The sequence below is a fragment of the Priestia iocasae genome (assembly GCF_016909075.1).
In the GTDB taxonomy this organism is placed as follows: domain Bacteria; phylum Bacillota; class Bacilli; order Bacillales; family Bacillaceae_H; genus Priestia; species Priestia iocasae.
The window spans coordinates 477355-498775 of record NZ_JAFBFC010000002.1 but is presented as its reverse complement, the minus strand read 5'-3'; the positions used below and the strand labels follow the sequence as shown (position 1 = coordinate 498775).

The 21421-nt window shown below is 37.8% G+C and carries 17 protein-coding genes; 10 read left to right on the top strand and 7 right to left on the bottom strand.

Going from position 1 to position 21421, the window contains the following annotated elements; genetic code table 11:
- Positions 1–33: 33 nt before the first annotated feature.
- Entirely contained in the window at positions 34–1119 is a 1086-nt protein-coding gene (serC, locus tag JOC83_RS07515; protein ID WP_205185864.1) for a 3-phosphoserine/phosphohydroxythreonine transaminase, read from the bottom strand.
- Positions 1120–1319: 200 nt separating this feature from the next.
- On the opposite strand from serC, the gene JOC83_RS07510 reads away from it, so the two are divergent.
- A complete protein-coding gene (locus JOC83_RS07510) occupies positions 1320–1766 on the top strand; it encodes a GNAT family N-acetyltransferase (RefSeq protein ID WP_205185862.1) in 447 nt (148 codons plus the stop codon).
- A gap of 26 nt (positions 1767–1792) precedes the next feature.
- On the opposite strand, the gene JOC83_RS07505 is transcribed toward JOC83_RS07510, so the two are convergent.
- Positions 1793–2224 (bottom strand): HIT family protein, encoded by a 432-nt coding sequence (locus tag JOC83_RS07505; protein WP_205185860.1) that lies wholly within the window; start codon positions 2222–2224, stop codon positions 1793–1795.
- Between the two features lie 712 nt (positions 2225–2936).
- On the opposite strand from JOC83_RS07505, the gene JOC83_RS07500 reads away from it, so the two are divergent.
- Together JOC83_RS07500 and JOC83_RS07495 are read left to right on the top strand one after the other, a co-directional pair.
- Positions 2937–3680 carry an ABC transporter ATP-binding protein gene (locus tag JOC83_RS07500; RefSeq protein ID WP_205185858.1) on the top strand — a complete coding sequence of 248 codons (744 nt, stop codon included), beginning with the start codon at positions 2937–2939 and terminating at the stop codon, positions 3678–3680.
- A complete protein-coding gene (locus JOC83_RS07495) occupies positions 3673–4878 on the top strand; it encodes an ABC transporter permease (protein WP_205185856.1) in 1206 nt (401 codons plus the stop codon). The genes JOC83_RS07500 and JOC83_RS07495 overlap by 8 nt, the downstream gene beginning before the upstream one ends.
- 41 nt (positions 4879–4919) lie before the next feature.
- Here JOC83_RS07495 and JOC83_RS07490 read toward each other — a convergent pair whose 3' ends face one another.
- The 3 genes from JOC83_RS07490 to JOC83_RS07480 form a co-directional block, all read right to left on the bottom strand.
- Complete coding sequence (locus JOC83_RS07490) at positions 4920–5639, bottom strand: EcsC family protein (protein WP_205185854.1); 720 nt, start codon at positions 5637–5639, stop codon at positions 4920–4922.
- Positions 5640–5765: 126 nt separating this feature from the next.
- Positions 5766–6974 (bottom strand): M20 family metallopeptidase, encoded by a 1209-nt coding sequence (locus JOC83_RS07485; RefSeq protein ID WP_205185852.1) that lies wholly within the window; start codon positions 6972–6974, stop codon positions 5766–5768.
- 344 nt (positions 6975–7318) lie between these two features.
- Positions 7319–8710, bottom strand: coding sequence for a hypothetical protein (locus JOC83_RS07480; RefSeq protein ID WP_205185850.1), 1392 nt, complete (start codon positions 8708–8710; stop codon positions 7319–7321).
- Positions 8711–8873: 163 nt separating this feature from the next.
- On the opposite strand from JOC83_RS07480, the gene gloA2 reads away from it, so the two are divergent.
- On the top strand, positions 8874–9260 hold the full coding sequence (gene gloA2, locus JOC83_RS07475; protein WP_205185848.1) for an SMU1112c/YaeR family gloxylase I-like metalloprotein: 387 nt from the start codon (positions 8874–8876) through the stop codon (positions 9258–9260).
- Positions 9261–9293: 33 nt separating this feature from the next.
- Here the strand turns inward: gloA2 and JOC83_RS07470 are convergent, their stop codons facing one another.
- Complete coding sequence (locus JOC83_RS07470; protein WP_205185846.1) at positions 9294–9803, bottom strand: antibiotic biosynthesis monooxygenase family protein; 510 nt, start codon at positions 9801–9803, stop codon at positions 9294–9296.
- 189 nt (positions 9804–9992) lie between these two features.
- Here JOC83_RS07470 and JOC83_RS07465 point away from each other — a divergent pair, with 189 nt between their 5' ends.
- The 6 genes from JOC83_RS07465 (at position 9993) to JOC83_RS07440 (ending at position 19228) form a co-directional block, all read left to right on the top strand.
- A complete protein-coding gene (locus JOC83_RS07465) occupies positions 9993–12158 on the top strand; it encodes a transglycosylase domain-containing protein (RefSeq protein WP_205186061.1) in 2166 nt (721 codons plus the stop codon).
- A 217-nt stretch (positions 12159–12375) separates the two neighbouring features.
- Positions 12376–13419, top strand: a complete 1044-nt coding sequence (hemE, locus tag JOC83_RS07460) for a uroporphyrinogen decarboxylase (RefSeq protein WP_205185844.1) — start codon at positions 12376–12378, stop codon at positions 13417–13419.
- Positions 13420–13519: 100 nt separating this feature from the next.
- Positions 13520–14452: a ferrochelatase gene (gene hemH / locus JOC83_RS07455; RefSeq protein ID WP_205185842.1), complete on the top strand. Its 933-nt coding sequence runs from the start codon at positions 13520–13522 to the stop codon at positions 14450–14452.
- Between the two features lie 39 nt (positions 14453–14491).
- Positions 14492–15901, top strand: a complete 1410-nt coding sequence (gene hemY, locus JOC83_RS07450) for a protoporphyrinogen oxidase (RefSeq protein WP_205185840.1) — start codon at positions 14492–14494, stop codon at positions 15899–15901.
- A gap of 146 nt (positions 15902–16047) precedes the next feature.
- Positions 16048–16620 (top strand): TetR/AcrR family transcriptional regulator, encoded by a 573-nt coding sequence (locus tag JOC83_RS07445; protein WP_205185839.1) that lies wholly within the window; start codon positions 16048–16050, stop codon positions 16618–16620.
- Between the two features lie 127 nt (positions 16621–16747).
- The gene (locus JOC83_RS07440) at positions 16748–19228 is read left to right on the top strand and encodes a YhgE/Pip family protein (protein ID WP_205185838.1); all 2481 of its coding nucleotides are present in this window, start codon (positions 16748–16750) and stop codon (positions 19226–19228) included.
- Positions 19229–19263: 35 nt separating this feature from the next.
- On the opposite strand, the gene JOC83_RS07435 is transcribed toward JOC83_RS07440, so the two are convergent.
- Positions 19264–21390 carry a peptidoglycan D,D-transpeptidase FtsI family protein gene (locus JOC83_RS07435; protein ID WP_205185837.1) on the bottom strand — a complete coding sequence of 709 codons (2127 nt, stop codon included), beginning with the start codon at positions 21388–21390 and terminating at the stop codon, positions 19264–19266.
- Positions 21391–21421: the final 31 nt, after the last annotated feature.

Sequence of the window (21421 nt, the reverse complement as noted above, 5' to 3'; positions counted from 1 at the left end):
TAATAAAAAGATAAAGTTTTAATTTTCTGTCAATTATTGTTCTTTATAAAAGGCTTCCATAAATGATACGAGGGCTTCGCAGGTCTCAATAGGTACAGCATTGTAAATAGACGCACGACAACCTCCTACAGATCGGTGACCGCTCAGACCAACAAATCCTTTTTCTTCTGCTAATTGTAAAAAAGAAGTTGTACGATCTTTATCTGGTAGTGTAAAGGTCACATTCATAAGTGAGCGACTATCTTTGTCAGCATGTGGTGTATAAAAGTCTCCATACATATCCATGCATTCATACAGCATGGATGCCTTTTTCTCATTTTGTTTTTCAATGGCATCTAGTCCACCTTGCTCTTTTACCCACTCAAGTACAAGTGAAAGCATATAAATAGAGAAGGTAGGTGGTGTGTGATAGAGAGAATTATTTTTTACATGTGTTTCATAGTTGAGAATCGTCGATAGTCCTGCTGGAATGCGTGATAATAAATCTTTTTTAACAATCGCAACGGTCACACCAGAAGGTCCTAAGTTTTTTTGAGCTCCTGCATAAATGAGTGAAAACTTGCTTACGTCAATATTACGACACAAAATGTCACTCGACATATCGGCAATTAAATCCGTTTCTCCAAACGATGGAAAATGATGCCACTGTGTGCCATAAATCGTGTTATTAGATGTAATATGTACATAAGCAACATCTTGTTGCGGTAGATGAAGTTCATTTTGAGTTGGAATGGAGCGGTAGTTATTTTCTTTTGATGAACCAATGACCGTTGTTTGTCCTAGTTTTTGAGCTTCTTTTAGAGCTTTTTCAGACCATGAACCTGTTAATACGTACGCCCCAATTTGATTTGTTCCTAAGAAGTTCATAGGAATCATCGAGAATTGAAGACTAGCGCCGCCTTGAAGAAATACAACCTCGTGAGTATCTGGGATATTCATTAAGGAACGTAAATCTTCCTTTGCTCCATTTAATACTTCTTCAAACGTGCTACTGCGATGAGACATCTCCATAATCGACATCCCAGTTCCTTTATAATCAATCATGTCTTGCTGTGCTTTTTGTAAGACAGGTAAAGGAAGGGCAGATGGACCAGCATTAAAATTATAAGCTCTTTTCATTACAAAAAACCTCCTCCAAATAATCCATTAAAATTTATATCGTAGTGAAAAATGAATATTCTTATCCTATCATGAAACCTCTGTTTAATGTGTTAATTTTTAAAAAATTTACACTAGTGAATCTACATAACTTGTCATACAATAAACAGTCGGCTATGATGGTCTACATAACCTATCTTTAATGAAATAAGGAGAAGAAAATGAGTTGGGTCATAAAGCAGTTCGATGAGTTAACATTACGGGAGCTTTATGCAATTTTACAAGCGAGAACCAATGTGTTTGTCGTTGAACAAAATTGTCCGTATAACGAAGTGGATGGAAAGGATATTCCGTCTTATCACGTATTTAAAAAAGAAAAAGAAGAGATTGTGGCTTATTTACGAGTGTTGCCAAAAGGCGTTAGCTACAGTGAAGCATCACTCGGTCGAATTATTGTTCATCCTTCGTACAGACGGACGGGACTTGGACAGGAGTTAGTAAGTAGAGGGCTAGCGTTTCTCCATGAAGAATTGAATGAAACGACGGTGAAAATTCAAGCGCAGAGCTATCTTCAAGATTTTTATGAGTCTTTTGGGTTCAAGCAAATTTCAAAGGAATACTTAGAAGATGGCATTCCTCATATTGACATGCTGCTGAAAAAAGAGTGACAGGTTTCTGTCACTCTTTTTTATACTTATAGATGCTTTGAAATACCCGCTGCAATCTCTTGTAGTTTTTCAGGTGTGTATTCACTTGTATGCTCTTTCCAAACGGCACCAAAGCCATCTCCTTGACCGTAGCGAGGAATAAGATGCATATGAAAATGAAACACAGATTGTCCAGCTTTTTCACCGTTATTGTTAAGAAGGTTGAGACCTACAGGATTGTATTCTTCTTTAATAGCATTTGCAATTTTAGGGACTACTTCAAATAAGTTACTTGCGACTTCTGGAGTTAACTCAAAAAGGTCCTTTTTATGTAATTTCGGAATCACAAGTGTATGTCCTTTTGTTACTTGGCTAATATCTAGAAAAGCTAGTACGTGCTCATTTTCGAATACTTTTGCACTTGGAATTTCACCGCGAATAATCTTACAAAAGATACAGTTTTCTTCTACATGACTCATCTGCTTCATCCTTTCAACTTTCATTTCTTATTCATTATTTTACCACATAAAAGGTATAGGAAGAAAAGAAGACAAAAGAAAAGACAGGATGCAATCGATGATGCATCCTGCCCGATCGAAGAAGGGTTGGTCGAGAGCTTCTAAAACATTATATTACGTTTAGGGAACACCTCATTTACATTTTTACTTTTGCTTGAATACTTCGGTAACTGTCCTTGACAAACACCTCATTTAAGCAATAGTGTGAGTATCTCATTTTTTGAACAATATTGTTCTGCGGTCTTTGACAAACACCTCATTTACACTGTAATAAATGAACATTGTTGTCTACCTAATGTTTTCTCACTTTGTTCATGATTACCATCCCCTTATTAGGTAACGTACATTATAAAGTTTTATTGCGGATAAAAATGCCTGCTGTAGACACCTCATTCCATTTTTATGAAGCTTTTGAATCACTACAATTGATCACTCAGTTGCGTGTTTCCCTTCTTCCTTATTTAGAATGTCCGAAGCTGAAAAAGATATTCTGGAAAATTTATCTTTTTTAACAAGGTGGCGAATCATTTAAAACAAGAGAGATGCTTCGTTAGATAAAAAAGGGGTTTAAGAGGGAGAATATCGAAAAAAATGTGTATTATCGAAAGATTTGATACAATAAACTCGAATAGAACATGAAAAGAAACTAATGGATGTAGAAAAGGAGAAAAGGATGAGCTCTTTACTGCAATTAACAAGTGTAACAGGTGGATATACGAAAACACCTGTCTTAAAAGACGTATCGTTTAACGTGCAAAAAGGTGAACTTGTCGGTCTCATTGGCTTAAATGGAGCTGGTAAGAGTACAACAATTAAGCATATTATTGGGTTAATGGAGGCTAAAAAAGGAACGGTCTCCATTAATGGAAAAACATTTGATAAAGATCCAACAAGCTATCGTTCACAGTTTACATTTATTCCTGAAACACCCGTTTTATATGATGAATTAACGTTAAAAGAACATTTAGAAATGACGGCAATGGCCTATGGATTAGACAAAGAAACGTATGAAAAAAGGTTACAGCCTTTACTAAAAGAATTTCGCATGGATAAAAAGCTAAAGTGGTTTCCTGCTCACTTCTCAAAAGGGATGAAACAAAAAGTAATGATTATGTGTGCATTCCTTGTTCAGCCTTCTCTTTATATTATTGATGAACCATTTTTAGGACTTGATCCTTTAGGGATTCAATCATTGCTTGATTTAATGAATGACATGAAAAAACAAGGTGCGGGAATTTTAATGTCTACTCACATTTTGGCAACGGCTGAACGATATTGTGACCGTTTTGTCATTTTACATAATGGAGAAGTACGTGCACACGGAACGTTACAAGAGCTACAGAATGAATTTCAAATGCCGAATGCTACACTCGATGAGATCTATATTCAATTAACAAAGGAAGAAGCGTATGAATAATGTCGAAATGTTGTGGAAGCAACGATTTCAACAATTTCTAACCGATATAAGAAAATACATAAAATACATTTTAAATGATCACTTAAAGTTTGTTTTATTGTTTGTTTTAGGAGCAGGTGCATACTATTATCAGCAGTGGCTTGAAGTGCTCTCGCCACATTTTCCAGCTGCAATGGTTATGGCCGTTATTATTGGACTTGTCGTAACGAACAGTCCTGTGCAAACGCTGTTAAAACGTGCTGATTTAGTGTTTTTATTACCGATGGAAACGAAGCTACGCCCATATTTTAAAAAAGCATTTAGATTTAGCTTTCTTATTCAGCTATATGTGCTGTTAGTCGTAACAGCGGCTTTAGCACCTCTTTATGTGAAGTCGTCAGGTGAACCTTACAGCGTCATCTTTACGTTCCTTCTACTATTTTTAGCATTAAAGGTATTAAACATGGCGATGAGTTGGTGGGCTACCTATTTTGAAGAGTCTATGGCTAAAGTGATTGATTTTCTTGTTCGCTTCTTCTTAAATAGCTCGTTTGCTTATTTTCTATTTGTAAAGGCTCATCTGGTATTTGCCATTGCAACCGCTGCAATCATCATTGGACTTGCTTTTTATTACCGAGCATTAACGACTAAAAAGCCGTTAAAATGGGAGAGATTAGTTGATGCAGAAGAGCGAAGAATGGCGATGTTTTATCGCTTAGCGAATTTGTTTACAGACGTTCCGCAGGTAAAAGAAAATGTAAAACGAAGAAAATACTTAGACTGGTTGTTAGCGCGTATTTCTTTTACAAAATCAGCTACATATGACTATTTATACGTGCGAACGTTCTTACGAGCTGGGGACTATCTTGGCTTACTTGCTCGCTTAACGGCAATCGGTATTTTGTTATTAGTAGTGACGCCCTTTCAATATGGCAATATTGTCATTGCTTTATTTGTGATATATGCCACAGGCTTTCAAACCATTCCATTATGGAGGCATCATCGTCATATCATTTGGGTGTCGCTTTACCCGGTGGATGAACGTATAAGCAAAAAAGCGTTCCTAGCTGTTCTAAGAAAAGCGTTACTTGTTCAACTGACAGTCTTTGTCATTTTTCTAACTTTTTCAACTATCATGGTAGCGATGATAACAGCTGTTGTTGGGGTGGTATTTATTCAATTATTTACTACGGTCTATGTACAGCGAAAACTATCATAAAGAAACAAACAGCCCAACACGTCTATATGTGTTGGGCTTCTTTAATAACGGTCATATTTTAAAGCGCGTAAACGATACACGTTCATAGCCACTTCACCTAAATGATCTAATAACTGATAGTTTGCATAAGCACCGACAACTGCTCCGAGTCCAGGCATAAGCTGTAGCATTTTTACTAAGTCGATATAATCACGGTATTCTTGTTGAAACGTTTGCCAATCAATATCTTGAACGAGCTTTTTTTGTTCATTCCACTTCTCTAATAAGTGAAAAATTTGTTCTCGATGCTCATCACTACAAAAAGCTAAATGGAAAATGTATAAAATGTACACACGCTCTTCGATGTTTTTGATGTCATACCCATAAATAGAAGCAATGTCAAATAAGCACTTTATTTTAATGGATAAAAGCAATGGGAAATCTACTGCTCCTAGTAACAGTCCTCCAGCGCCTGTACCTGCACCTTCTAAGGCTGCTGTTCGCTTATATTGGGTTATTATTTTTCGAACATGTTCTTCTCTTTCTTCAAATGATACGTTACCTTGTTCCCTCTTCTTTGTTGTAAGGTTAGAGCCGATAATTGTGGTTTGTACCATCTTTTTAATGCTTTCTGTCACGATGCTATGAATTTTATCAGGGATTTTTTCATTGATTTTTGTTTGCCAATTTTTAGCGGCACGTTCAAACATAGAAGAGCGTCTTACCATTTTAGCTTGCCAATGTTCTGCTTCACTTAATACTTTTTGTTCATATACTAACATGAGGGTTCACCCTTTATATTCGTCATAATAAGTATTACGTGAAATAAAAAAGAAAGTTCCAAAAAACCTCCTGACGATTAAATCCAGTAAATCTGTGGATAAAGACAGGAGGTTTTTTATTGACTATTATTTCATTTTAGCGGCTTCTTTTACCGTTTTATTTTGCTCTAAATAGTTAAGTGCCAAAGAGCCGAGAGTGTTTGCGGCAATTAACATTGCATGTTCATCAAAATCAAATTTTGGATGATGATGAGGGTAGGGATTTTCTACGTTTTTTGGTTTGGCACCTGTAAAGAAGAACGTACCTTTTGTGTGTTGTAAATAGTAGGCGAAGTCTTCACCGCCCATGTGAGGCTCTGTTTCTTCTAACAATTGAACGCCAGGTACGTCTTTTGCGACTCTTACTGCAAATTCTGTTTCGTCTTCATGATTAACGACAGCAGGGTACCCACGATAGAAATTATATTCATAAGTTGCATCTGCTGTTAAACAAGTGCCTTGAACGATGCGCCCAATTTCCTGTTCAATATCATTGCGTATATCTTCATTGAATGTTCTCACTGTCCCAATCAAACGAGCTGAATCTGCAATAACGTTAAACGCATTTTCTGCAACAAATGAACCAACTGACACAACGGCTGATTCAAGTGGATTTACGCGGCGACTCACAATTTGTTGAAGATTTCCGACTAACTGTGCACCAATCACAATGGCATCTTTCGTTTTATGTGGTTGAGCACCGTGACCACCCGATCCCTTTACCGTAATCTCAAAGCGATCTGCTGCTGCCATCACAGGTCCTGAACGATATTGAATGGTTCCTGTTGGTGTCATTGACCATAAATGAGTGCCGAAAATAGCGTCTACATTATCGAGGCATCCATCTTCAATCATAGCTTTTGCCCCTCCAGGAGCGAACTCTTCTGCATGTTGATGAATAAGTACAATGGTTCCTTCAATATCGTCTTTCATTTTATATAATGTTTTTCCTAAAACAAGAAGAGTTGCCGTATGCCCATCGTGTCCACAAGCATGAGAAACACCTGGAACCGTCGATTTGTAAGGTACGTCTTTTTCATCTTGTATAGCTAACGCATCGAAATCTGCACGAAGCGCAACGGTTTTTCCAGGTTTGCTACCTTTAATAGTTACGACTAAACCATTCCCGCCTACTTGACTGCGTACTGGTATGCCTAGCTTTTCGTAAAATGAGCGAATATAGGCAGCTGTTTGGAATTCTTTAAACGAAATCTCAGGATATTGATGAAGATAGCGACGAATTTCAACCATTTCGTCATACCGTTTTTCTAGTTCCGCATATAATCGAGATAGCATAAACAAATTCTCCTTTTTTATTTTCTTTTAGTGTCGAAAATCTTTAATTGAAGGTTTTATTGATTGAATTATTTGACATTTTTCATTATTATATCACTTTAGTATAAAAAAGAAAGATGGAAAAACGATATTGTGAAGAATTTACATTGCTGTTAAGCGCGTACTACATACTTAATAAATGTAGAATTAAATGAGTAAAAAAGAGCGAAGTATAAGTCCAAAATCCAAAAGTTATGATGCTTACAGCTATAGCAACGTTGGTTGGAACGATTGTCTATAGTCTGATCATCTTCATATTCAATCAATCAAACCAGCTGAGAGTTTCATCTCAGCTGGTTGTTTTATTAAATTAAAAACATGGCTACAATCGTTGTCACAACTAATCCGATCACAACAGGCTTTAGATTACGTCGAGCAAGCTCAAAAGGATCAACCCCACAAATCGCAGCGGCTGGGATGAGTGCCCATGGAACAAGTGTACCGCCACCTACCCAAATGGCTGCAACTTGGCCTAAAGCAGTAAGAGTAGCTGCTCCAGCTCCGATGGCTGTAGAAAACAATTGTGCGATGGAACCAACGAGGGAAATGCCAGAAAAACCTGACCCATCTAGACCTGTAATGGCACCTACTGTTGTTAACGTAACGGCACCAATTTGACTATTAAGAGGAACGACAGAAGCGAGTGCGACACCTAGGTCATTTACAATTCCATGTGATGCGTTTGGAAGGTGTTCACCAATAATAGTGGTAAAACCAGAGTCTCCTAAATAAAAAAATGCAGCGATGGGAATCACAGGGCCGAATACTTTAAATCCGAATTGAAAGCCTTCTATTAAATAAGAAGTTGTTTTTTCAATACCTGCTCCCTTATGAGCAATCAATGAAACAATAATTAAAATGAAGACGGCTGTTCCACCAATAAGGGCTGTAGCATCTCCACCTTGAAGATTAAATTGAAACATAGCAACGACGTTTAAAGCAAAAAGAACTGGAATGATGACAGCAATGAACCGTTGTGCTGTTGAAGAAAGTCTAACGGATTGTTCTTCGTCAGGGGTAGGGATGATAGGAGAAGTCGTTTGTGGAAGTGTACCATTTTTCATGTCTCGCTTTAAAAAGTAAAACGCGACAATGGTTGTGACGATTCCCATTGTAAAGACTAACGGAATGCTTGCTTGTATAACGTCACTAACAGGTAAACCTGCCGCATCTGCTGTAAGTTTTGGAGCAGCTTGAATAATAAAGTCTCCTGATAATGCAATTCCATGACCAAATAAGTTCATTGCCATTGCGACTCCTAAAGCTGGAAGGCCTGCACGAATGGCTACAGGTAATAAGACTGCACCTAGCAATGCGACTGCTGGTGAAGGCCAGAAAAACCATGAAATTACCATCATAAGAATCCCAATAGTCCAATAAGCAAGGCCTGGTGAGCGAATAAATCGTGTAAAAGGAGCAACCATCAAGTCATTTACGCCAGCAATGGTAATCGCTCTACTCATTGCCACAATAATCGAGATAATAAGAATGGTAGGGAGTAGTTCGCTAATGGCATAAATAAAGCTATTGAATACACCGCTAATAGAACCTGTTAAAGAAGAAGTAGCGGTAGTTGCTAAGAGGAAGATACCGGAAATACAAACTAAGCTGGTATCTCGCCTCATCACCATAAACCCAATGATGATAAAAATAAATGAAACATAAATCCAGTGTAGAGCTGTTAATTCAACTCCCATAAAATAGCCCCCTCTATAGGTGAATGTACTATAGAATATGAGCATGTAAATTTGTTGTGAAAGTGACAAAAAAATTTTGATTCAACATAAGTGAAAAATCTCACAGGTTATCATTTGTTTGTAGTACGATAAACGAATCATACCATTTATTGGAGGATTTTAAATGAAGCTTACCAAAATTCATCATGTAGCCATTATTTGCTCGGACTATGAAACGTCGAAACAATTTTATGTAGACACACTTGGATTATCGGTTGTTTCAGAGGTTTATCGCAATGAGCGAGATTCTTATAAGCTAGATCTTGCTATAGGGGACGATTATCAAATTGAACTCTTTTCATTTCCAAATACCCCACCTCGACCAAGTTATCCTGAAGCAAGGGGATTAAGGCACCTAGCATTTGAAGTCGATGATATTGAAGCAGCCGTTAGGGAGTTAGAAGAAAAGGGAGTGATCGTTGAACCCATTCGCATCGATCCTGTCACACAGAAAAGGTTCACATTTTTTGCAGATCCAGATGATTTACCATTAGAACTGTATGAAACATAAAAATGGGGGCGTAAACGCTCCCCACTTTTATGTTTAAGCTTCTACAACTCGGTAATTTGTTACATAAGAAGGCCTTGGGAAGATTGACTTTTGTTGGTCTACTCCTTCAGATGTTCCTCGTTTTTGGTGCGCTTTGTCATAGGCTTTTGATTCTTGCCAGTTTTTAAAAGATTGTTCATCTTTCCACATCGTTAAGATGACATATGTGTCATGTTTAAGTGGTCGTAATACACGGATTGCTGCAAACCCTGGCTCTTTTTCAATAAGGCGAGCACGTTGGTTAAAACGGTGTTCAAATAAAGGACGACCTTCATCTGATACTGGAATATTATTTAAGACTGTGTAACCACCTTCTTGTAAATCACCAACCGCATCTAATACCTCATACGCGTGTTCTTCATTAAAAACCGTTTCTCCTTCTGTTTCATGAAGCAGTGAGAATTGGTCCTCTTCTTTGTGCATAAGAACCATTGTTTCTTGTGAATGTTCTTCTTTCACTTTGTTTAAATAATCTTGCGTTCCATACGTAATAAAGACGTTCATGCTTAACTCCTCACTTTCTGATTGGAAATTGTATACATTTGTGATTCAACTTGCATACTAAAATTATAAATTTTTAGTCAAAAAAATACAAAAATTGTCGATTGTCATTTAACATATTATTTGATAGGTATGGGAAGTTGGTGTATGAATATGAATTGGAAAATAAAGGAATATTTACAACATTTCTCTATGAAACAAAAAGGACTGTATATTGGAATTGCCTGTATCAGCATGTTTATTCTAGGGATTGTTGGGTACATTTTCATTTTGTTTCTCGGAAACTATGTGATTGATGAAAAGAAGTTTGTGATGAATTCAGCCACAAGTTTGGTTGACCAAAACGGTCAAGAACTTACGAAGCTATATGTTGAAAACCGAGATGTTGTTTCCATTAATAACATCCCTGAACATGTTCAACAAGCGTTCATCTCAGTAGAAGATATGCGCTTTTATGAGCATCATGGCATTGATTTAAAAGCAATTGGACGAGCGTTATATCGAGATATTTTAGCTGGAGGAAAAGTAGAGGGAGGAAGTACGATTACTCAACAATTAGCGAAAAATATCTTTTTAACGAATGATAAAACGCTACTTCGTAAAACAAAAGAAGTAGTCATTGCCATCAATCTTGAAAATCGTTATAGCAAAAAGAAGTTATTAGAAATGTATTTAAATCAAATCTATTTTGGACACGGTGCATACGGCATTCAAGCGGCTTCTCACTTATATTTCAATAGAGATGTATCAGAGCTTACCGTTGAACAAGGTGCGCTTTTAGCTGCTTTACCAAAAGCTCCTAACTCCTATTCTCCGATTTTACATCCAGACCGAAGTTTGCAACGTCGTAATGTTGTCTTAAATTCAATGCAACGAGCCGGTTACTTATCAGCAGAAAAGGTAGTGAGACTTCAAGGAAGAACATTAAGCATCGATGTTCAACAGCGAGTAAAAGAGCCTGCATTCTTAACATATATTGATATGGTCATGGAAGAGGCTAAAATAAAGTATCACCTATCAAATGAAGAGCTGTTAAAAGGTGGATATAAAATCACGGTCCCAATGAATCGAGATGCTCAGAAAGTAGCCTTCGATTTATTTCAAGAAAACAAGTATTTTCCTGGTACAGATGATGGAGTGCAAGGGTCTTTTCTTTTAATGGATAATCAAACAGGTGGAGTGTTATCAGCTATTGGTGGAAGAGATTATGTTCAAAAAGGATTGAATCGTCTTCAAATGAAGCGTCAACCTGGCTCTACAATGAAGCCTTTAGCTGTCTATGGTCCAGCGCTACAAGAAAAGCTGTTCAAGCCGTATTCATTGTTAGAAGATCAGCAAACATCCTACAACGGTTATACTCCTCGAAACATCGATGGTTCTTATGCAGGAGAGGTAACGATGTATGACGCGTTAAAAGATTCTAAAAATGCACCAGCTGTTTGGGCGCTAAACGAACTGGGGATTCATAAAGGGAAAGAGTATTTAAATCAACTAGGAATGCCGATTCATGATAAAGGATTAGCGATTGCGTTAGGTGGATTAGACGAAGGAGTCACGCCGTTACAATTAGTGTCTGCTTACCGATCACTGGCAACAACTGGTTCAACCATTGAGCCTTATTTTATTCAAAAGATTGAAGATCGTAATCATAACATCATTGCGAAAGCAGAGAAAGTAGAGAGAAAAGTATTCTCAAAACAAACAGCTTGGTATATGACAAGAATGCTTGAAGGTGTGGTAGAAGAAGGCACAGCTTCAACAGGAGAGTTTAATGGAGCACTTGCTGGAAAAACGGGATCAACGTCTTACCAAGCCGTAAAAGGTGCAACAAGAGATACATGGTTTGTTGGGTATACACCAGCTGTTGTGGGAGCTGTATGGATGGGCTATGATAAGACCGATGAAAACCACTACTTAACGAAAGGTAGTTCGCATCCAACTCGCTTATTTAAGGACATCTTAACGCAATCGAGTTTGAAGCATGCCACTGCTTTTACTCAGCCAAAAGATACAAAAGATTTAGAAGCGCCAATTCGCTTACATGCAGTAGAGGATTTATCAAGTAATGTAACATTTAAACCTTTAGGGTTATTTACAGTGAAATTAGAATGGACACCGTCAGAAGACGAGAGAGTAATTTATCATGTGTATGAGGAACGTAATGGAGAAGCTGAGTTAGTCGCAAAAGTAGAAGGAGAAGGAACATACGAAATTGAGCGAGTCAATGTATTAAACTTACCTGCTTATTATGTTGTTCCTTACAATAAGCAGACAAAACAACAAGGTAAGCAATCGAATGAAGTCATTCCCGCGTTTTTTGGAAATGAACAGAGATTAAAACAAGCAGAAGCGAGTTAAGAGTTAGACAATTTTTTGACATTTTACGGATGTACCTATACAAGATAGAAAAGAATCGGTATAGTGTCAAATAGAGTATATTAATTTACGAATCTTAAGCATCATTTACGAACGGATGGATAGTTGCCAAGGTGGTTTTACTGTTTTTGGCAACTATTTGTGCGAACATCTATATACATAATCTGAATGTTTAAGGCAACGGAGAAAGGTGGAAATCATGAGTCAGCGTCCTATTAATGATACATTTTTAAAAGCATGTAGAGGGGAAAAAACAGATCACGTACCAGTTTGGTATATGAGACAAGCAGGAAGGTCGCAACCAGAGTATCGTGCAATTAAAGAAAAATATTCACTATTTGAGATTACAAAGCAACCTGAGCTTTGTGCATATGTTACACGTTTACCAGTCGAACAGTACAACGTAGATGCGGCAATTTTATATAAGGATATTATGTCACCGCTTCCGGCAATTGGAGTAGAAGTTGACATTAAACCTGGAGTGGGTCCAGTAATTGATAACCCAATTCGCTCGATTCATGATGTGGAAAAGCTAGGTGAAATTAATCCTGAACAAGATGTACCGTACGTATTAGAGACCATTAAATTGTTAACAACAGAACAGTTGAACGTCCCTTTAATTGGATTTGCAGGTGCACCGTTTACATTAGCTAGTTATATGATTGAAGGCGGTCCTTCTAAAAATTACAACAAAACGAAAGCATTTATGTATGCGGAACCAAAAGCATGGTTTGCGCTAATGGATAAGCTTGCGGACACAACGATTACATATGTAAATGCGCAAATTGATGCGGGTGCAAAAGCGATTCAAATTTTTGATTCTTGGGTTGGTGCACTAAATGTGGCAGATTACCGTTACTACATCAAACCTATTATGGAGCGCATCTTCTCAGAACTTCGCAAGAAAAATGTACCGCTTATCATGTTTGGAGTAGGAGCAAGTCACCTCGCAAAGGAATGGCATGATCTGCCTCTAGATGTTGTCGGACTAGATTGGCGCTTACCAATTCAAGAAGCACGTAGCATGGGCATTACAAAAACGGTACAAGGAAATCTAGACCCAGCTATTTTACTTGCTCCATGGGAAGTAATTGAAGAACGCGCAAAAGCCATTCTTGATCAGGGGATGGAAAACCCAGGTTACATTTTTAATTTAGGTCACGGGGTATTCCCTCAAGTCAATCCAGAGACATTGAAGCGTTTAACGGCATTTGTTCACGAATATTCTGCAAATAGACAATAAATTGTAAGAATTTCGAGAGCTCTATTTTTTGTGTTTTACTTTTTATTCGTGGCACAATAAGGATAAGAGCTTTTAAAAAACTAACAGAGGTGTCGTACACATGAGTAAAAAAACAATGGGTTTACTGGTTATGGCATATGGTACTCCTTACAAAGAAGAAGATATTGAACGTTACTATACACATATTCGTCATGGAAGAAAGCCATCAGAAGAGGCGCTTCAAGATTTAACAGAGCGCTACGAAGCAATCGGAGGTATTTCACCTCTTGCGAAAATCACTGAAGATCAAATGCGATGTCTAGAGCAACATTTAAACAATATTCAAGATGAGGTTGAATTTAAAGCATACCTTGGTTTAAAACATATTGAGCCGTTCGTTGAAGATGCAGTAGAACAAATGCATCAAGATGGCATTAAAGAAGCAGTGAGCATCGTACTAGCTCCTCACTTTTCTACATTTAGTGTAAAGTCCTATAATGGCCGTGCAAAAGAAACAGCAGAAAAGTTAGGTGGTCTAACCATTCATTCTGTAGAAAGCTGGTATGATGAGCCGAAATTTATTTCTTACTGGAGCAATCGAGTAAAAGAAACATTTGCTTCAATGAGCGATGAAGAAAGAGAGAAAGCGGTATTGATTGTTTCAGCTCATAGTTTGCCAGAAAAGATTATTGCAAATGGTGACCCATATCCTCAGCAATTACAAGAAACAGCGGATTTAATTGCCGAAGTAGCGGGTGTGAAAAACTATGTCATTGGCTGGCAAAGTGCGGGCAACACACCAGAGCCTTGGATTGGTCCAGATGTGCAAGACTTAACCCGTAATTTACATGAGGAGCATGGATATTCATCATTTGTTTATGTACCTGCAGGCTTTGTCGCAGATCACCTTGAAGTCCTCTATGATAATGATTACGAGTGTAAAGTCGTTACGGATGAGATTGGTGCTAACTACTATCGTCCAGCAATGCCAAATGCACAACCGGAGTTTATTGATGCAATGGCAACGGTTGTTCTGAAAAAGTTACAGAAGTAAAAAAGATAGGTTGGAAATTTTTAAAAAGGCGATGATAACGTGAGTACAACAAATAAAAAGGTTGTCATCATCGGTGGGGGAATAACTGGTATTACAGCCGCTTATTATTTGCAGAAAGAAATTGACAAAAAAGGGTTACCAATTGATTTTACATTAATTGAAGCCACTCATCGATTAGGCGGGAAAATTCAGACGGTTAACCGTGGTGGCTTTACAATTGAGCGTGGTCCTGATTCGTTTTTGGCTCGTAAATTAAGTATGTCAAAGCTCATTAAAGAGGTAGGATTAGATCATCAGCTTGTTCATAATTCAACTGGAAAGTCGTATGTGCTTGTAAAAGATGCACTACATCGAATTCCAGAAGGAGCTGTCATGGGGATTCCTACGCAAATTTCTCCGTTTGTGACAACAGGTTTGTTTTCACCAGTTGGGAAACTGCGTGCTGCAGCTGATTTTATTATTCCAAGAACGAAGGTGGAAGGGGATCAAGCATTAGGAACCTTTTTCCGTCGTCGTTTAGGTGATGAAGTAGTTGAAAATTTAATTGAGCCGTTATTATCAGGGATTTATGCGGGAGATATTGATCGTTTAAGTTTAAAATCAACATTCCCTCAATTTCTTCATGCTGAACAAAAACACCGTAGCTTAATTGTTGGGATGAAAAAGCAGAAAGCACTTCAGCCTAAACAAACAGGTGAGCAAAAGAAAAAAGGCATGTTCTTAACGTTAACAACTGGTTTACAGTCCCTTGTTGAAACGATAGAAGATCAATTAAGCCCTCAATCAGTGCTAAAGGGAACGCGTGTTGAACATATTCAAAAATCAGCTGAAGGCTATACGCTCACATTAAATAATGGGAAGACGATGCAAGCGGATAGTGTCATTGTTACGTCTCCACATCAAGCTGCACAATCTATGCTTTCACACTATGAGATGTTCGAGCCATTTCGAGATATGCCTTCAACATCTGTTGCAACAATTGCGATGGCTTTTCCAGAAGAAGCAATTAAGCAAGACATTGATGGGACAGGCTTTGTTGTCTCACGCAACAGCGATTATACAATTACTGCTTGTACATGGACGCATCGAAAGTGGCCTCATACCACACCAAAAGGAAAAGTATTGCTGCGTTGTTACGTAGGAAAAGCAGGCGATGAAGCCATTGTTGATCAATCTGATGATGAAATTATGAGAGTCGTGTTAGATGATTTAAATAAAATCATGAACATTGACACGACACCTGAATTTTACATTGTGACACGCTGGAAAGAAGCTATGCCTCAATATACAGTCGGGCATCAAGAGCGATTAGAAGTGTTGAATCAACAGCTAGAGTCCGAGTTAGCAGGTTTGTATTTAGCAGGAAGTTCATATGAAGGCTTAGGATTACCGGATTGTATTGATCAAGGTGAAGAAGCTGTTAAAAAAGTATTAAAGTATTTAAAATAAAATGGAGAGCTCTGTCAGTCATATCTTAATTAGAAGACGGCAGAGCTTTTTATTTTAAATGAGTTGAAAAACGAAGAATGAGTGTGATATAGTATATTAGTACTTAATGACCGAAATATTCATTTGGTCACTTTTGGGGGTGTAAGATGGCTATTGATCGTCGGCAATCTGTTATTGAGGCAGCAACAAAATCGTTCTCTTTGTTTGGTTTTAAAGCGACGACAATGGATCAAGTAGCGAAACTTGCGAATGTTGGAAAAGGAACAATTTATACATTTTTCAAAAATAAAGAAGAGCTATTTGATCAAATTGTTTCGACCATGATTATTGAAATGAAACAGGAAGCAGAGCAAGTATTAGATCGGGAACGCACATTCTTTGAAAATGCACAAGCTGCTTTATACCGCATGCTGAAGTTCCGAACACAGCATCAACTTATGATTAAGCTACTTCAAGAAGAGAAAGAAATGGGCACATTGGCTGTACAAGATGTACTAACGCGAGTTGAAAAAGCCATTGTCCTGTACATTAAACAAAAGATTGAAGAAGCAATTGAGAAACAGGAAATCCAGCTATGTGATCCTGAAATTACCGCTTTCTTACTTTTGAAAATGTATATTGCACTTGTATCTCATTGGGAGAATAATCACGAGCCGCTTTCGGAAGAGAAGATTGCGGAGTTAATTGAATTGTATTTTTTAAGAGGATTGTCTCGTTAAAAGTAAAGGGTTGCCACCAGTAGCACCCAGTTATTGGTGGTAGATATTTTTAACTTCAATGACTCTTTTTTTATTCACTAAATTGACTAAGTGGGTAAAATGGTCAATTGTTTCTAATAAGGAGGAAATGATGAAAAACTCAACAATACGCAGTGAATTTTCAGCTTTGTTTACGAATAAAAAGCTATTAATTCCTGTATTAGCCGTCTTATTTATTCCATTGTTATATGCAGGGATGTTTTTATGGGCTTTTTGGGATCCATACGATCAACTAGATGAGTTACCTGTAGCAATTGTTAATAGTGATACAGGTGCAACACTAAATGAAGAACCACTAAACGTAGGGGATGAGTTAGTTACTAAGTTAAAAGATAATGCACAATTTAAGTGGAAGTTTGTAGATGAAAAGACAGCAAAGAAGGGGCTCGAAGATCAAACATACTACATGGTGATTGAGATACCTGAAAACTTTTCACAGCATGCAACAACGCTACAGGATGATCAGCCAATGCATATGGATCTTGTGTATACACCAAATGAGAGCTTTAACTTTTTATCTGCTCAAATTGGTGGAACAGCAGTAGAGAAAATAAAAGAAGAAGTATCAAATGAATTAACCAAAACCTATGCAGAAGAAGTATTTAGTAAAATTGAGGATGTATCCGATGGGCTAGTCGCAGCAAGCGATGGTGCAGAAGAATTGAACGATGGAATTAACAAAGTAAAAGATGGTTCAGGTGAGCTAAAAGATGGTATTACTTCTGCAAAAGACGGTACATCAAAATTAGATAAAGGTATCGGAGAAGCAAAAGATGGAGCTGGAAAGTTAAGTAACGGTTTAAATGAGTTAAATGGCGGTATTGTCTCCGCGAAAGATGGAGCTGGAGAAATAAGTAGTGGTTTAAATGAATTCAACAGTAAGTTTTCTTCTGCGAAAGATGGAGCTAGCCAGCTAAACAATGGCTTAAACGAATTAAACAAAGGTGTAAACCAATTAGAAGGTGGGCAATCACAACTGCTAGAAGGTGCTAAAAAAGCAGAAAATGGCTCTCAACAATTATCGTCTGGGTTACAGCAATCGTTAGCAGGCATGAAGGAAATGGATGGAAAGCTTCCTCAATTAAACGAAGGTACAAAAGGGATAAGTGAAGGTGCCAACAGTTTAGCTCGTTCGTTAGAAGAGTGGCAAAAAGGTGCACAACAAACACAAACAGGTGCATTAAAAGTTAGTCAAGGACTAACGGACATGGAGAAACAAATTGATCAGTTGATAAATACAACTGAAGACCCACAACAAAAACAAGTATTGCAACAGTTTAAAGTCAGTGTTGCTCAGCTATCAGAAGGAAATAAACAAGTAGAAGGTGGACTTCAAGGTCTCACAGGATCTGCCTCACAATTAAAAGATGGGGCTACAAATTTAGCATCTGGTGCTTCTAGAGTTCATCAAGGTCAAGTTGCTCTTTCGAATGGAATGAAAAGTCTTTTACAAGGACAAGAGAAGCTTGCAAATGGAGCAGCTAGTTTAACAAATGGTCAAAGTGAGCTTGTTCAAGGCTTAACGACATTCGGAGAGAAGATGAATGAAGCAAAAGCTGGGGTAAGTGAGTTAGCAAATGGCTCAACTGAACTATCAGATGGAATGTCTCGGTTATCTGAAGGATCAAATAAGCTAGCAAACGGTTCAAGTGAGCTAGAAACTGGAATGTCTCGGTTATTAGACGGTTCAAACGAGTTAGCTAAAGGTGGAACGGATCTATCAACGGGCTTGGGAGAATTATCAAACGGTTCGAGCCAATTATTTAGCGGTGTATCTCGTTTATTAGAAGGTTCTAACGAATTAACAAGCGGAATGGGACAATTATCAGAAGGCTCAGGTGAACTATCAACAAAGCTTCGTGAAGGAGCAGATGAAACAAGTAACGTAAAAGCAAATGATGAAGTGTATGAAATGTTTGCGAAGCCTGTAGACGTAAAAGAAAAACGAGTAAACGAAGTACCGAACTATGGTACAGGTTTTGCCCCTTATTTCTTATCGTTAGGATTATTTGTAGGAGCGTTGTTACTTTCAATTGTTTTCCCGTTAAAAGAGCCAGCATCTGTACCGAAAAATGGCTTCTCTTGGTTTATCGGTAAATTCGGTGTTCTTGTAGTAGTAGGTGTGTTACAGGCGATTTTAGCTGACGTTGTATTAATTGCGCTTTTAGGGATTGATGTTCAGAGTGTACCGCTTTTTGTGGTATTTAGTATAATCACAAGTTTAACCTATATCGCATTAATTCAATTTTTAGTTACAACACTAGGCGATCCTGGACGTTTTATTGCGATTATCATTTTAATTTTACAATTAACAACAAGTGCAGGAACATTCCCGCTTGAGTTAATTCCAGGTTTTTTACAATACTTTAATCCATTGCTGCCAATGACATATTCAGTAGCTGGATTTAAAGCCGTTATTTCAAGTGGTGACGTTGGATTTATGTGGCATAACGCATGGATATTGGGCCTATTTTTTGCAGCAACAATTGTAGGAACAATCATTTATTTCACTGTACAGCATAAGCGTCAATTTACAAACGTATCAAGTGAAACAGAAGTCAGCCTATAAGAGAAAAAGCGAGATGGCCTTAGCCATCTCGCTTTTTAGTTAGTTTCTTCGCTTTCTTTTTTTAGAAGTTCTTCCTCACCTTGCTTTGTTAATCCAAAATAAGTATCAAGTACTTCACGTCCAATTTCTTGGCTTAATGAGCTAGAGCCACCTTGCATATAAGCAGAAGGAACAACGACTACCATGGACACTTCTGGGTTAGTATGAGGGGCATAAGCAATAAGTGTTGAATTACGAACAGATCGCCCTTTATTATACGCTTCAGCTGTACCTGTTTTTCCTGCTGGACTGTAAGGAGCATTAGAGAATTGTTTATAAGCTGTTCCACCAGGTACTTGCATAACGCGTCTAAATCCTTCTTTTACTCGGTTAATCTGACTGTCTGTCATCGTCACTCGATTTAATACATGTGGTTCGAACGAGTGTTGGATACTTCCAAGCTCATCGGAACCTAACAATGGTTCGCGAATTTCTTTTACAAGCTGCGGTTTAACACGATATCCACCATTTGCAATGGTTGAGACATATTGAATCAGTTGTAAAGGTGTGTATGTATCGTATTGTCCAATTGATAAATCGAGTGCATTACCAGGGAATGGATTTACTCCTTTAAGGCCTGTCGATTCACTATCAAGATCAATTCCTGTATGTACACCAAGTCCAAACTGTGCATAATAAGAGCGGAGTTGCTCAAATGTTGAAAACTTGATGGGAAGAGGACCTTTATATACGTACGATACATTTGCCATAGCCATTACAGTTCGGAACATATACACGTTTGATGAACGTTGAAGCGCTGTTACATCATTAATACTACCCATGTTGACATAGGATTTTTTAGGTGGTGACCCAGCAAATTGCAAAGGCTGATCCATAAAATACGTGTTCGGACGAATGGATCCTGAATCGAAGCCTGCTAGGATTGTTGCGCCTTTTACCGTTGACCCCATTTCATAAGCAGTGGTCATGTTACCTAGTGCGAAGTCTCTTATATCAGATTTTTTCGTTTTATCATCGATGACGTATTGTTTTCCTGCCATTGTTAAAATTTCACCAGTATGTGGATTCATGAGCATGACAAAAATACGATCTAATAATGGAGCATTCGATGCTTTTCCACGTAATAAACCTTTTGTGACAATATCTTCTACTTTCTTTTGTAATTCCATATCAATGGTTAAGATTAAGTCACTGCCACGTTGGCCTTCGGATAGTTGATCGGCTTCAAGCACATTACCAGCTCGATTCGTTACAATAACCGACCTTGCCTTTTGACCGTGAAGGACGTGTTCATACTGTTTCTCTAAATAGCTCTTTCCAACTTGATCATTTCGACTGTAGTTACGTGATAAGAAGTAATCTAATTTCTCACGCGGTAACCCTTCGTTCGCTGATGTGACATTTCCTAATAATGTTCGAAGAAGTCCGTCGTATGTATATTGACGATCCCAATAGGTCATGACGTCAACCCCCGATAAGTATTGCAAGTTTTCACTGACTCTTGCAAACTCATCGTCTCCAACTCCGCTTTTAATAATTTGAGGAGTGAGTGCATATCCAGAGTCCATTTTCGTTTTAATCGCGATGATTTCAACTTCGTCTTTTACTGTTTGAAGCTCTGTTTTAGAAATACGCTCAAGCTGGAGCTTGTACAAATCTTTGTCTTCAAGCTTTCCATCACTTACTTTTTGAAGTTCATTCTTGGTTACTTTTTTTTGAGCTTTTTTAGGGTTTTTTACCATCCAATAATCTTTCAAATCTCGCTCTGTTAATCGAACTTCATCCGGTACTTTTTCTCTTTCTTTGTTTTCTCCATCAAAAAATGGAGTATAAACAGGCAAATCAATAACGGAAGCTAATTTCGTGGCTACATCAATACGCTCTTTTTGTTTCGTATTTTGAGCCCGAGTATACGTTATCGCTTTCAACGGTTTGTTATCCACAATGACGCGGTGGTATCGATCATACATATGTCCTCTAGGAACAGGGGTGTGAATCACGATATCTTCCGTCTTTTCAACTTCTTCTTTATAACTCTCACCCGATACAATTTGAACAAATCCTAATCGTAAAATAAGTAAAGAGAATAATAGGAAGACAATGAAAAACAAAAAGTTTAAGCGAAAGGGAATATGCGTCTTTTTCTTCTTCTTTTTCTTCATTTGCTTCACTCTTTCTCTATGGAAAATAAAT

Excerpts from the sequence above, each read along its gene's own strand:
- serC (WP_205185864.1), bottom strand. The coding sequence starts at position 1,119 with ATGAAAAGAGCTTATAATTTTAATGCTGGTCCATCTGCCCTTCCTTTA.
- JOC83_RS07510 (WP_205185862.1), top strand. The coding sequence starts at position 1,320 with ATGAGTTGGGTCATAAAGCAGTTCGATGAGTTAACATTACGGGAGCTT.
- JOC83_RS07505 (WP_205185860.1), bottom strand. The coding sequence starts at position 2,224 with ATGAGTCATGTAGAAGAAAACTGTATCTTTTGTAAGATTATTCGCGGT.
- JOC83_RS07500 (WP_205185858.1), top strand. The coding sequence starts at position 2,937 with ATGAGCTCTTTACTGCAATTAACAAGTGTAACAGGTGGATATACGAAA.
- JOC83_RS07495 (WP_205185856.1), top strand. The coding sequence starts at position 3,673 with ATGAATAATGTCGAAATGTTGTGGAAGCAACGATTTCAACAATTTCTA.
- JOC83_RS07490 (WP_205185854.1), bottom strand. The coding sequence starts at position 5,639 with ATGTTAGTATATGAACAAAAAGTATTAAGTGAAGCAGAACATTGGCAA.
- JOC83_RS07485 (WP_205185852.1), bottom strand. The coding sequence starts at position 6,974 with ATGCTATCTCGATTATATGCGGAACTAGAAAAACGGTATGACGAAATG.
- JOC83_RS07480 (WP_205185850.1), bottom strand. The coding sequence starts at position 8,710 with ATGGGAGTTGAATTAACAGCTCTACACTGGATTTATGTTTCATTTATT.
- gloA2 (WP_205185848.1), top strand. The coding sequence starts at position 8,874 with ATGAAGCTTACCAAAATTCATCATGTAGCCATTATTTGCTCGGACTAT.
- JOC83_RS07470 (WP_205185846.1), bottom strand. The coding sequence starts at position 9,803 with ATGAACGTCTTTATTACGTATGGAACGCAAGATTATTTAAACAAAGTG.
- JOC83_RS07465 (WP_205186061.1), top strand. The coding sequence starts at position 9,993 with ATGAAACAAAAAGGACTGTATATTGGAATTGCCTGTATCAGCATGTTT.
- hemE (WP_205185844.1), top strand. The coding sequence starts at position 12,376 with ATGAGTCAGCGTCCTATTAATGATACATTTTTAAAAGCATGTAGAGGG.
- hemH (WP_205185842.1), top strand. The coding sequence starts at position 13,520 with ATGAGTAAAAAAACAATGGGTTTACTGGTTATGGCATATGGTACTCCT.
- JOC83_RS07445 (WP_205185839.1), top strand. The coding sequence starts at position 16,048 with ATGGCTATTGATCGTCGGCAATCTGTTATTGAGGCAGCAACAAAATCG.
- JOC83_RS07440 (WP_205185838.1), top strand. The coding sequence starts at position 16,748 with ATGATGAAAAACTCAACAATACGCAGTGAATTTTCAGCTTTGTTTACG.
- JOC83_RS07435 (WP_205185837.1), bottom strand. The coding sequence starts at position 21,390 with ATGAAGAAAAAGAAGAAGAAAAAGACGCATATTCCCTTTCGCTTAAAC.